The 12900-nt window shown below is 41.0% G+C and carries 13 protein-coding genes; all 13 read right to left on the reverse strand.

Features of this window, described 5'->3' with window-relative positions:
• Nucleotides 1-49 precede the first annotated feature (49 nt).
• The 13 genes from tatC to CKV69_RS10030 all read right to left on the reverse strand — a co-directional run bounded on the left by tatC (nucleotide 50) and on the right by CKV69_RS10030 (nucleotide 12855).
• Nucleotides 50-787, reverse strand: coding sequence for a twin-arginine translocase subunit TatC (gene tatC, locus CKV69_RS09975; RefSeq protein WP_005724568.1), 738 nt, complete (start codon nucleotides 785-787; stop codon nucleotides 50-52).
• The gene (tatB, locus tag CKV69_RS09980) at nucleotides 787-1362 is read right to left on the reverse strand and encodes a Sec-independent protein translocase protein TatB (protein ID WP_005724566.1); all 576 of its coding nucleotides are present in this window, start codon (nucleotides 1360-1362) and stop codon (nucleotides 787-789) included. The genes tatC and tatB overlap by 1 nt, the downstream gene beginning before the upstream one ends.
• The gene (gene tatA, locus CKV69_RS09985; protein ID WP_005755277.1) at nucleotides 1362-1592 is read right to left on the reverse strand and encodes a Sec-independent protein translocase subunit TatA; all 231 of its coding nucleotides are present in this window, start codon (nucleotides 1590-1592) and stop codon (nucleotides 1362-1364) included. Before tatA ends, tatB begins: the two co-directional genes overlap by 1 nt.
• Nucleotides 1593-1700: 108 nt before the next feature.
• Entirely contained in the window at nucleotides 1701-3284 is a 1584-nt protein-coding gene (ubiB, locus tag CKV69_RS09990) for a ubiquinone biosynthesis regulatory protein kinase UbiB (protein ID WP_015702686.1), read from the reverse strand.
• Nucleotides 3285-3301: 17 nt separating this feature from the next.
• On the reverse strand, nucleotides 3302-3934 hold the full coding sequence (locus CKV69_RS09995; RefSeq protein WP_005755273.1) for a ubiquinone biosynthesis accessory factor UbiJ: 633 nt from the start codon (nucleotides 3932-3934) through the stop codon (nucleotides 3302-3304).
• Between the two features lie 160 nt (nucleotides 3935-4094).
• Nucleotides 4095-4250: a hypothetical protein gene (locus CKV69_RS10725; RefSeq protein ID WP_005755272.1), complete on the reverse strand. Its 156-nt coding sequence runs from the start codon at nucleotides 4248-4250 to the stop codon at nucleotides 4095-4097.
• 18 nt (nucleotides 4251-4268) lie between these two features.
• Nucleotides 4269-5075 carry a bifunctional demethylmenaquinone methyltransferase/2-methoxy-6-polyprenyl-1,4-benzoquinol methylase UbiE gene (ubiE, locus tag CKV69_RS10000; protein WP_005718653.1) on the reverse strand — a complete coding sequence of 269 codons (807 nt, stop codon included), beginning with the start codon at nucleotides 5073-5075 and terminating at the stop codon, nucleotides 4269-4271.
• Nucleotides 5076-5149: 74 nt separating this feature from the next.
• Nucleotides 5150-5851 (reverse strand): pirin family protein, encoded by a 702-nt coding sequence (locus tag CKV69_RS10005; protein ID WP_015702687.1) that lies wholly within the window; start codon nucleotides 5849-5851, stop codon nucleotides 5150-5152.
• A gap of 129 nt (nucleotides 5852-5980) precedes the next feature.
• The gene (gene nhaA / locus CKV69_RS10010) at nucleotides 5981-7162 is read right to left on the reverse strand and encodes a Na+/H+ antiporter NhaA (RefSeq protein WP_005724556.1); all 1182 of its coding nucleotides are present in this window, start codon (nucleotides 7160-7162) and stop codon (nucleotides 5981-5983) included.
• A gap of 179 nt (nucleotides 7163-7341) precedes the next feature.
• Nucleotides 7342-9291, reverse strand: coding sequence for an LTA synthase family protein (locus CKV69_RS10015; protein ID WP_015702689.1), 1950 nt, complete (start codon nucleotides 9289-9291; stop codon nucleotides 7342-7344).
• 231 nt (nucleotides 9292-9522) lie between these two features.
• Nucleotides 9523-10884 carry a sulfatase-like hydrolase/transferase gene (locus CKV69_RS10020; protein ID WP_005752203.1) on the reverse strand — a complete coding sequence of 454 codons (1362 nt, stop codon included), beginning with the start codon at nucleotides 10882-10884 and terminating at the stop codon, nucleotides 9523-9525.
• Between the two features lie 13 nt (nucleotides 10885-10897).
• A complete protein-coding gene (locus tag CKV69_RS10025) occupies nucleotides 10898-12394 on the reverse strand; it encodes a tripartite tricarboxylate transporter permease (protein WP_015691118.1) in 1497 nt (498 codons plus the stop codon).
• 8 nt (nucleotides 12395-12402) lie between these two features.
• Complete coding sequence (locus tag CKV69_RS10030; RefSeq protein WP_005724548.1) at nucleotides 12403-12855, reverse strand: tripartite tricarboxylate transporter TctB family protein; 453 nt, start codon at nucleotides 12853-12855, stop codon at nucleotides 12403-12405.
• Nucleotides 12856-12900: the final 45 nt, after the last annotated feature.

Here is a 12900-nt window from a genome sequence, read left to right on the forward strand (position 1 = left end):
TCAGTCTTCGCGCTAAAAATAAGGCAGACACGTTGGTCTGCCTCGTGAACTATTGCGTTTCTTCATCCTCTCTAGGGCGATAAAAACGTGCAAAAATCACACCAACCTCAAACAATAACCACATTGGGATAGCAAGTAGGGTTTGCGAGAAAATATCGGGTGGTGTTAATAGCATGCCAATAATAAAAGCAGCAACAATAATATAGGGGCGTTTGCCTTTAAGATCCTCGGGTGTAGTGACGCCTGTCCAACATAATAAAATAATCGCCACAGGCACTTCAAAACAGACTCCAAATGCTAAGAAGATCGTCAATACAAAATCCAAATAGCTACTGATATCTGTAGCAATCGCGACACCTGTTGGGGCGGTTTTGGTTAAGAAACCAAACACGAGAGGAAAGACAACATAATAAGCGAAAGCCACCCCAAGATAAAACAGGACAGTACTGGAAAACAGGAGCGGGTAAATCAAGCGTTTTTCATGTTGATAGAGGGCAGGTGCCACAAATGCCCAGACTTGATAGAGTAAATAAGGCACGGAGAGAAAGACGGCAACCACCGCAGTTAATTTGATTGGTGTGAAGAAAGGGGTAGCAATATTGGTGGCGATCATACTGGCGCCAGCCGGTAACACATCAATTAAAGGCGAGGCCACAAAGTTATAGATGTCGTTGGCAAAATACACTAAGGCACAAAAAACGACCGCAACAAAAATGATCGCTCGTAGTAGGCGATCACGTAATTCCATTAAGTGGCTGATCAGAGGTTGAGAATCTTCAACACGCATTAGGCTTTCTTATCTTGTATTTCTTCTGTTTGAGGTTTTACTTTTGAGGCAAATACCGGCTCATCATCGTCATCGGGATAATATTGCTGGATATAAGCCATTTCATCGTTTTCTTCGGCAAGTTCTGCTTGTTCTGCAGGAGACAGGACATCATCGGTTGTTGCCTCCGTCACTTGTTCAGACGGGGTGAGTTGCTCCGTCAGTGTTTGTGATGTGCTCTCTGTTGCATTTTTTATCTCTTTGATCTGTTCTTCCAGTGTTGTATTGGTCGCTGCGGCTTTTTGTTCTAGCGCGGTACGCATTTTTTCAGCCGAGGCTTTCAATTCTTCAACCGTTTTACTGAGTTCAGGCGAGAGTTGTTGGAAATTGAGTTCTTCTGCTTTTTTTATGCTTTCTTGCAGCTCTTGTAATTTCAGTTCTTGTTTTAGTTCATTTTGCACATTGGAGGCTAAACCACGAATTGTTGCAACCCAGCCCATGACGGTGCGAATTGCCACAGGCAAACGTTTCGGTCCGAGCACAAGCAGACCGATGACTAAAATAAGAAATAACTCAGAAAACCCAATATCAAACATTATGCTTGTTCTTTGTCTTTTGCTTTTTCAGTTTTTGCTGTAGTTTCGCTGTCATCGTTTAATGACTTGAATTCGGCATCTTTTTCTTTGTTATCATCTGCCATGGCTTTTTTGAAACCTTTTACGGATTCGCCCAAGTCAGACCCTAATGTTCTCAATTTTTTTGTACCAAATAATAAAACAACGATTGCTACAATAATAAGTAGTTGCGTAATACTAATGCCACCCATATTTTATCCTTCTTTAGTATGTTGAAAAATGAATGTTGGTGAATATAGCTTTTTTACTGCGTTTGAACAATAGCCAATTCACATTATTTTCTCTTCTTTTGCGTTTGATCAGCTTAGTAAGTAAATTAAAAGCCAGATCACTAAGCCAGTGCATAACCCCAGAATAAAGGAGGTGAAGTGAGGAATGTTACGTTTTTTGGCTAAGGTGCGATTTAAATGGATTAACTCATCAGCGATAATTTTTTGTTGCGCGAGGGCATCCATCACATTTTCTGGTAAATCAACCAAATGTTCACGCCAATATGGCAGTTTTTGTTTAACAGATTTAGTAAAGGCTTTTATGCCCATTTGCTCATCGAGCCATTTTTGTAAGAAGGGCTTCGCGGTATCCCATAAATCTAGTTGTGGATAAAGCTGTCTGCCTAACCCTTCAATGTAAAGTAACGTTTTTTGTAGTAACACCAATTGTGGCTGGACTTCCATATTGTATTCGCGTGCCACATTAAACAGGTTTAAGAGCACATGTCCAAAGGAAATCTCGGATAAGGGTTTAGCAAAAATTGGCTCACACACCTCACGAAAAGCTTGCTCAAAATCATCAATATTCGTGTCTTTGGGCGTCCAACCCGATGCAACATGCATTTCCGCAACACGGCGATAGTCGCGATTAAAAAACGCCACAAAACTTTCCGCTAAATAACGTTTATCATGATCATTGAGGCGTCCCACAATACCACAATCGATCCCAATATATTGGGGATCGTCAGGATGTGCTCGATTGACAAAAATATTACCCGGGTGCATGTCGGCATGGAAAAAGCTATCACGAAAAACCTGAGTAAAAAATACCTGTACACCACGCTCCGCCAGTAATTTCATATTGGTGCCATTAGCATGGAGTTCTTCAATATTGGAAACCGGTATCCCATAAATACGTTCCATGACGATGACGGTTTGATGACAAAATTGTTTATACATTTCGGGAATGTATAACATTGGGCTGTTTTCAAAATTGGCACGTAATTGAATCGCATTCGCCATTTCACGGCGTAAGTCTAATTCATCGCGTAGGGTTTTTTCATATTCGCGCACGACTTCCACAGGGCGTAGTCTGCGTCCTTCTGCTTTTATGCGCGGGATCCAACTTGCTACTTTGTACATTAAACTTAAGTCAGCATTAATCATTTGTTGGATGTTAGGGCGTAAAACCTTTAATACCACTTCTTTTCCTGCCAAACGGCTTTCTAAGTGCGGTGCGTTTTGCTTAAATTTTGCCGTATGGACTTGTGCAATCGAAGCTGAAGCTAAGGCTGTTTCGTTAAATTCATCAAACCATGTTTCGAGTGGCGCGCCTAGCGCTTTTTCAATTTGTGCTCTGGCGATCTTGCCATCAAAGGGATCGACTTGATCTTGTAACAACGCTAATTCATCAGCAATGTCAGGGGGGAATAAATCACGACGCGTGGAAAGCATTTGTCCTAATTTGATCCAAACTGGTCCCAACTCTTGTAGCGCAAGGCGTAAACGCAAACCAAATGTTTTGTCCTTATGTTGATTTCGTAGCCAAAATAGGGTTTTTCGCCAGCAGCGGATTGCACGTGTATAGCGGTGCTGGGGTAGGGCCTCATCAATCCCGTAAAGTAAGAAAGTTTTAATGATGTTATATAAGTGGGAAATATCTTTAATTTGCATGGGTTGTCCCTATTGGGCTATTTCTTTTTGAAAAGCATTTCAATTTTTTGTTCTAAATGCGCGGTTTGGTGTTCTAAGTGTTTAACTTGATCACAAAAATCCGCGATAGCCAAACTTGGTGAAATAACTTGCCATTCTTCCGTTAAGCGCTCACCCCAAAATTGTTGGCTTTGGTTAAGTTTGTATTTTATCGAACGGGTTAATTTCGTCAGAAAATCTACTGCCGTTTGTGCAGGGACATCGCCAAGATAAGGAGAAAGCAATTCTGCGGGATCTTTCTCTAAAAATTCAATCAGGGCGACAAAATCTTGTAACACCTGTAAATCGCCTTGCAGGTAAATGGACTTATCATTAATAAATTGGCTTAACTGCGATTTCTTCGGCAAATGAAACAGTAAGCTTGGCGCAATATCCACAGCACAGTCAGTTTCACCTTCATATCGGCTGAGTAACTCAATCCGTTGTGAAGAAAAGAAAAAATAGATTGGTAAGTCTATTTTTTGTAATTTGACTGCTAAAACCTTGTTATTGAGCTTGCGTAAATAGGGCGCGCAATAAGCGGTCTGTTGAATCAATTTATTAAGCAGTGTTTCTACACCTGCGCATAGATATTGTGGCAACATCAGTTGCTGAAAAAAGGTGAATTGCATAGATACTCTTTAGCTCACTAAGGCACTCTGGGTGATTTTTTTGTTGCTGTTTGCTTCTTTGGGTTGATATTTATTCTGAATTTGTTGTACCTGGATGACAATTAAGAAAATAGCAAGGCAAGGGGAATTGCTAATATACTGTCAAACATCGTGATTGTCGCTAAATCATGTTAGCGATGTTTTTATTTACGAATAAGAGCGCATCAGTTGCTTGCATAATTTCACGGCTTAGCCCTATTTGTACCACATAAATCAGAATATCGAGTCCTAGTAATATCAAGACCTGTTTTGAATGATTTTTAGCTCGATATTTCATGTGGGTCTCCCCTCAATGTTAGAACTTATAACCTCGGTGTAATGCTACAATGCCTGCACTTAAATTATAGTAATTAACTTGTTCAAAGCCAGCGTCAATCATCATTTGTTTTAAAACATCTTGTGCGGGGTGCATACGGATAGATTCAGCAAGATAGCGATAACTTTCACTATCATTGACCACCACTTCGCCAATTTTAGGCAAAATATTGAAAGAGTAGAAATTATAAATTTTACTGAGTGGATCTAAAATCGGTTTGGAAAACTCCAACACCAATAAGCGACCACCGGGTTTTAACACGCGAAACATAGAACGTAGTGCTTTGTCTTTGTCTGTGACGTTACGTAAACCAAAGCTGATGATCACACAATCAAAAGTGTTGTCAGGAAAAGGCAGTGCTTCAGCATTAGCTTGTACATAATTAACATTGCCGACAACGCCGAGGTTACGCAGTTTTTCCCGACCGACCCGTAACATCGAATCATTAATATCAGCAAGGATCACTTCACCGCTAGGTCCTACAAGGCGCGAGAATTTTGCCGTAAAATCTCCCGTTCCACCCGCCAGATCTAACACCTTATGTCCTTTACGTACCCCACTGCAGTCAATGGTAAAGCGTTTCCAAACGCGATGAATACCAAATGAAAGTAAATCATTCATTAAATCGTATTTGCCCGCGACGGAATGGAAGACATTGGCAACCATTTTTTGTTTTTCCGATTTTGCCACAGTTTTAAAGCCAAAATGCGTGGTTTCTTCTGTGGTAGGAGATAAAGTCGGGTCGAGTTGCACTTGTTCGGTCGCAAAAGCGTGTTGATCTGTCATAGCAAATATCCATAGAGCTTAAATTAGACTAAGGATAACAAAAAATAGCGGAGAATTCCGCTATTTTTCTTGTGTTATACTAAATCGAACAATAAAAATTCGCTGTTTTGAATCAGTTCAATCTGTAAGGCATTTTCGTGTGTAATTGCTAGACCGTCACTGGTGTTGAGTAGGACGTCATTCACACGGAGTTGTCCTTTTACCAGTTGTAGCCAATAGCGCCGCGTTGGCAAAAGTGGAATCGTTTTGACCGCACTTTGTTCTAAACTAAGTTGCCAACGCCATAAAGACATGTCTTGATGAATATAAAAGGCGCCGTCTTTTGCCTCAGGGGATAAAATTAAGGTTGCCCCTTCTGTGTCAGCAAAGCGACCTTGCTCATAACGCGGTGCAATGCCTTTTGACTTCGGTAAGATCCAGATTTGGTATAAATGGACATCATGCTCACTACTTGGATTGATTTCAGCGTGATGCACGCCTGATCCTGCCGACATGATTTGAAATTCGCCAGCATGTAATTGGGTGTGATTACCCATACTATCTTGATGTTCAATTGTGCCAGACAAGATATAGGTTAAAATTTCCATATCTTGATGCGGATGCATACCGAAACCGTGTTGTGGGGCAATAATATCTTCGTTAATCACACGTAAATGTGAGAAGTGTATATGTTGGGGAGAATAATAATCAGCAAAGGAAAAACTATGATATCCCCTTAGCCAGTGGATTGCGGGATGACTTTTTCCTCTTTCATGTGCATAGCGTACGCGTAACATAATCTATTCCTGTGTTTGTGAAGCACTGGAGGCTTGTCTGATTGGCAGCATGCCTGTCGTCAATGCTCTTTTTTCTAATGGATAAAAAAACACCACTCTTATATTTGTTGGTGGTGTTTTTTATTTGATTTATTGTGCCTCAATGGGGTCTTTTGTGGACATTTTCAACAGTAAATAACCTAACACTGCGGAGAAACCAGAACCAATCAGAATACCTAAACGGGCGAGTGCAGTGACATTTTCGCTATCACTTTCTCCACCAAAGGCGAGACCAGCAAGGAACATGGACATGGTAAATCCAATTCCACAGAGTACAGACACAGCAAAAATTTGTTTGAAATTAATGCCTTCAGACAGCTTAGCAATGCCTAATTTTACTGCCACAAAACAGAATGAGAAAATCCCCAGAGGTTTACCTAAGAGTAAGCCAAGGGCAATCCCCATTGGTAACGTAGAGGTTAAGTTATCCATTCCCATACCAATTAATGAAACCCCAGCATTACAGAAAGCAAACAGTGGGAGAATCGCAAAGGCACTCCAAGGTGATAAAGTATGTTCAAAGTCATCTAGTGGGCGCTCGCCTTTCTTACCGTTTAATGGGATACAAAAACCGATAATCACTCCCGCCAAAGTGGCGTGTACACCTGATTTGAGTACGGATGCCCAAAGAATAATACCGACAATGCCGTAAGCCGAGAGTGCAGTAATTTTTAAACGGTTCATTGTGATCAAAATTGCCACAGCAACCCCCGCGAAGATAAAGGCTTGTGGACTTAAATCATGAGAGAAAAATAGCGCAATAACAACAATCGCCCCTAAGTCATCAATAATCGCCAGTGCCAACAAGAAAATTTTCAGCGCGAGTGGAACACGTTTACCTAATAAGGCGATGACGCCAAGGGCAAAAGCGATATCCGTTGCCATCGGAATCGCCCATCCCTCTTGAAATTCAGGATGTGTTGCGTTAAACACAAGAAAGACAATTGCAGGAACAACCATACCGCCTGTTGCCGCAATGGCGGGAAAAACAGCACGTTGATAACTGGATAACGAGCCTTCTAGTAATTCACGTTTAACTTCCATTCCGACGAGCATGAAAAACACGGCCATAAGACCATCGTTGACCCACATTAAAAGCGGTTTATTGATGATGAATGCACCAATTTGGACACTCACTGGTGTTTGCAAAAAATCAAAGTATAAATAACTTAATGGGGTATTGGCTAAAATAATGGCTAAGGTTGCAAAAATGAACAGCAGAATACCACCTGCCGCTTCTTGTTTCAGAAAGTTTTGAATTGGTGTTAACATTTTTCCCCTCAATATCTTTTTTTTATGATGATTATATTTATATCACTTTTTGTGCTGAAAAATGAAATAAAATGATCGATTACGCCGTAATTTTTCATTTTATTTCAATTAATAAGCCTTTCTAAAAGATAAAATTCAGTATGTAGGACGATTTTTGTCCTATTATTGCTTAGTGTTGTTTATTTTTTATCCTCTGATTTATATAACCTATTTTTATATAAATAACTACCCAAGAGTGAATGTGCCAGTGCTTCTTTTTTTAGCGCTTCTGATAAATTCGCCTCTGTAAAACGATTGGTTTGTTTATCATAGAGATAACCTTTGGCTTCAACTTTGGGGGCAAGGATGACAACCTCGTTACCTTTCATCATGGCGAGAGTTTGATCATATTGCATAAAAGCACGATTTGGATTGTCTTCTTTGGTTAAGTCATAACCAATCATCGGATAATCGCCACTGATGCCAGCTAAAGACAGCAACGTTGTAGGCATATCAATTTGGCTGACGAGACGGGCATCACGTTTTATTTCTACATGATCGCCTAACAATAAAGCAGGGATATGAAAGTGCTTAATCGGTACTAACGCAGCACCGCCGACACGAGAATCATGGTCAGCAATGACTAAAAACAGCGTATCTTTCCAGTAATCTGCTTGTTTAGCTAATTTAAAGAAATGACCAATCGCATAGTCTGCATATTTCGCCGCATTATTGCGGGTTTGTTTTGGTTGTTCATAAAGTTCAATTTTACCGTCAGGGAACTCAAACGGATCATGGTTACTTGAGCTAAACACTAAACTAAAGAACGGTTTACCTTCTTTATGTAAGGCGGTAAAAGTTTCATGGGCTTTATCAAATAAGTCTTCATCACTCACTCCCCATGTCGCTTTGAATTTAGGATTGACGTAATCCAATTCATCAATAATGTATTGGAAGCCATTGCCATAGAAGAAGCTTGCCATATTATCGAAATGCTTTTCACCACCGTAAATAAACGAGGTATGGTAGCCTTGTTTAGCTAATAATTCGGCAATGGTAAAGAAACCATGTTGGCTGTTACTGAGTTTGACGACGGCTCGTGCCGGTGTTGGAGTAAAGCCCGCGGTAACGGCTTCAATCCCACGTACAGAACGGGTTCCTGTCGCATACAGGTTCTCAAATAACCAGCCTTCTTGTGCTAATTTATCGAATTCTGGAGAAAGGGGTAATCCGCCTAAACTGCCAATAAATTGTGCGCCAAGACTTTCTTCTAAAATAATCACAATATTTTTAGGTTTGCCTTGGTAAGTGGCTTGGTTTCTGGTTAAGGTTGGATATTGACTAGAAATATAGTCACTTTCTGGACGACCACGCGTTTGTTTTACAATACGTAGCATTTCATCATCTGCCATTTTGCCGTATAAAGAGGCAGCATTGTCTTCATCTTTAAATTGTTGTGCAGCATAAATAACAGAATAGCCTGAGTTGAGGACTAATGAATTGACTAAACCGTCGGAAGAGAAGGCAACCATCGCCGGATTAATACCGCGATGCGCAAAAGTTGATCGGGCACCGATAAAGGCAATAGCGATCACTAACAGAGCAACAACTGGACGGAATTTCCAACTCGGTGAAGATAAGTTTTTCACTGCCCATCCCGCTAATTTCCAATAACAGAGTGTTGCAGTGGCAGTGACAACTAAGCTAATTACCATGGAGAGCAAATGCCCCTCAAATAGCATAGTAAACACTTCTTTTGGATAAATGAGGTATTCAATGAAAAGGCGGTTTGGTCGGAAATCATAGGTCTCAATAAATGCAGGTGTGGCAATTTCCATGAACAAGATAAAGACACTGCCAAAGGTTAACCAAACACGTAATATTTTTTGCCAAACGCGACCGAGCGCATTATGGTGATAAAGTAATACTGTGAATAAGGCAGGGACGCCAAATAAATAACACAGTGACACAATATCAATGCGTAGCCCTTGCACAAATAGCTCGACCCAGCCATTGACTGCGCTCACACGCTCTGCTTGCCAGAGTGACAGCCCTAAACGCGAAAGCGTGAAAACGATGAGATTAACGAAGACAAAAAAGAAAATGGGGAACAGCAAAGTGCGGTGATTTTTTTCAGAATTTGAATACATAACAGAACCTAACGAATTGGGATAAAAACAAAGGAACAGATTGGATCTGCGCTTTGTAGGTATTCATGTATTATTAAACTTTTTTTTATGTTCTGCAATTTTATTCCATGTGCTTTCAGTGTGGTTTGCTGTAGATAAGCGCAAAATGGATAGACATCCGAGGAGATGAAATGTCGAAAAGACAAGAAGATCAGGCTTTTTGGATCAGCATGATCTTCTTTTATTATCGTGCTACGCGGCAGGAAGAATCGTTGGACGTTCTTCTTTTGCTTTTAGCATATGCTCACAGAGTTTTTCACGTAATTCAACACGTACTTGTTCGTAGGCAGGATCACGCACGAGGTTATTAAGCTCATAAGGGTCTTTCTCTAAATCATAGAGGAAGTCTTCTTGATATACATCACTGCCCGCGTGTACACCACCATGTTTATTCGGTGCGAAAACACTATATAAGTATTTTTCTGTGCGGATACAGCGACCTACTCGGCTTTCGCTGATTTGTGCGAACACTTCATTTACTCGGTTTGGAATGTTATTTTCTACCACGTCTTGTAGGTTTTCACCAATCATCGCATCACCCACATCAATGCCCGCCATGGCAAGGAAGGTTTTTGGCAAACTTGCGGTACTGACTAAGTCTTTGACGCGTTTTCCGCCTTTAAATGCGCCGCCAGCAATGACCAGCGGGACATGCAACGCAGAAGAATGGCAAGAGCGTTTATAGTCATCATAACCATTGAGGTTTTCATCAGTGTTGCGAGTCATAAAGTGCGAACCATGATCAGAGGCGAAGACAATAATGGTATTGTCATAGAGTCCTTTCTCTTTTAATTTCTCAATTAAACGCGCTAAGTTGTCATCTAAGCTACGGCAGCAGCCAAGGTAATCCGGATACATTTCTGCCGCATTACCTTTTAATTCTGCTAAATCTTTTGGTAACTCAAAATCTTTGAAACGGATTTTTGAGCCATCCGGTCCTTCATAGCAATGACGATCGTTTTGGTGATGAGGTTCAATATGTGAGATGGTCATGAAAAACGGTTTATCGCCTTGATATTGATCGAGATATTCCAGCGCAAAGTCGGTAATACAATCAACGCGATAGCCTTTGAATTCACACTTGTTCATATTCTCGTCAAAAACATAACCGTCATAGCCGTGAGAGGTGAATTCTAAGACATCTGAGGCTCGCCAAAAGCCTTTATATCCGCCACGACGTTCTGGTGGAATCGCACTGGTGGTGTAATCAATCGTTGGCTCTTCTTCAAGTTCGCCATCACTAGCTAAATGCCATTTGCCAATATAGGCAGTGTCATAATCATTTTCATTAAAATAATCCGCGATGGTTTTAACCCCTTCTGGAAGAGCAATATTATTACGGAAACAGCCCGTTTCGGTTGGGTATAATCCCGTTTGGAAAATTGAACGACAAGGACCACAAACCGGTTGTGAAGAGTAGGCTTCTTCAAACACCACACCATCCTCGGCTAATTTATCTAATGTTGGTGTAATATCAAGTGGTTGCCCATAAGCACCCACGGTATCCCAACGCTGTTGGTCAGTGAAATAAAAAATAATATTAGGTCTAGTCATAATGCTTCCTCGTTTAATAGCCCTTTTTCGCTTTTTTGTAATTATTGAACACAATGCTCATGATGGTTACTAAGATTAAGAGACAGAACGCCAGTGAGAACGGTCTTTCTAAAAAGAGGGTCCAGTCTCCGTCAGAAATGAGTAACGCACGCCGGAGATTTTTTTCAGTCAATGCGCCTAATACCAGACCAAGTAAGGTTGGTACTGCGGAGAACCCAAGCTTATCCATCAGATAAGCAATAATGCCAAAGACCAATGCAGCACCGACATCAAACATGGATTCTTTGAGAGAATAAGCGCCAGCAAAGCAGAAGACCGCAATGATAGGAATTAAAATTTGTTGCGGGATTTTCACCACTTTGGCAAAGAATTTCAGTAAATATTTGCCTTGGATAAGCATGAAAATATTAACGAAAATCAGTCCAATCATAATCGCATAGACCGCCGTGCCATGATTCTGGAATAAGTTTGGACCAGGTGTTAAGCCGTTAATCATGAGAGCGCCTAACATTAAAGCAACTGCGGCATCGCCCGGGATACCTAAGGTTAATAAGGGAACAAGTGCGGTACCTGTGATCGCATTATTAGCGCATTCAGCGGCAGCAATTCCTTCGACAGAGCCTTTGCCAAACTCTTCGGGCTTTTTAGACACTTTTCTGGAAAAGTCATAGCTGAGGAAAGACGCGATAGAGGCGCCAGTTCCGGGAATGATACCGACTAAAATACCCGATAATGAACCAATGGCAAGGGGTTTCGGTAAACGCAACCATTCACTTTTCGACACGGTGCCTTTATCGAGTTTAGGCGGTTCGACTTGCTTATTTCCATGGCTTTTTAGATCACGCCCTTTATTGATAATTTCGATTAAGGCAAATAACCCAATTAAGACCACAACCAGATCAAAACCACCATATAAATTAATGTTATCAAAGGCAAAACGCATTGTACTGCCGCTGATCAGATCCATACCAATGAAGGACAGGAATAAACCCAAACAGCCCGAGATAATCCCTTTTAATAAACTTTCTCCACTGACACCGGCAATAATGGTTAAGCCAAAGGCACAAATCAGAAAGTATTCCGGTGAACCCATTTTGAGGGCGACTTTGGCGACTTCTGGTGCCAAGAAGAGCAATACCAGCGCACTGACAATTCCTCCAACAAATGATGCGTACAGGGCAACGTTTAAGGCTTTTTGTGCCATACCTCGGTTCGCTAATGGATTACCATCTAACATGGTGGCGGCAGCGTGTGGGGTGCCGGGGGTTTTGATGAGAATCGCAGAAATGGATCCCCCGTAGCTTCCCGCACAATAAATGCCCAATAAAAACATAAAAGAATGAATCGCATTTAAAGAATACGTAATGGGGAGAAAGAGGACTAAACAAAGCATGACAGTCAGTCCCGGAATCGAACCAAAGACGATACCTAAAAATAGGCCTAGATTAATATAAAGAAAGCTTCCCCAAGTAAAGAACTCGTTAAACCCCGCAATGATTTGGTCAAACATAAACACTCCTACGGTAACGAAATATTAAGTAAATACTCGAAAATAAAAGAAACAGCCGTAATCACCGTGGCAACAATGGCGTAGTATTGCCAATTCCGGCAACGGAAGAACAGTAACATTAAGAAGGCAAAGATAATGGAGGAAACCATAAAAGGTAACCAATACAACATAAACCAATACAATACCAATAATAGAATAACAATCGAGGCGTTTAACTCCTCGCTTAAGGTTAAGGTCACCATCTTGCTTGGTTGTTTGCGAATAATTTTGATGATTTCTTTGACAAGCAAAATACAGCTACAAAGTGCCATCAGACCAATAATCAGGCGAGGAAAGGTTTGTGCAGTAATACCATCATCTTCATCAATGACAATTTGTAAAGGGACTAACAACCATAATGTGATGGATAAAATAAGGAAAACGGCAGCACCGACTAAATCTTGGCGAAAAGTTATTTTCATCACAATATCTCCAAAAAAATAACCAACATAGTGGGAGAGTCAACA

The sequence above is a fragment of the Pasteurella multocida genome (genome assembly GCF_900187275.1).
GTDB lineage: Bacteria > Pseudomonadota > Gammaproteobacteria > Enterobacterales > Pasteurellaceae > Pasteurella > Pasteurella multocida.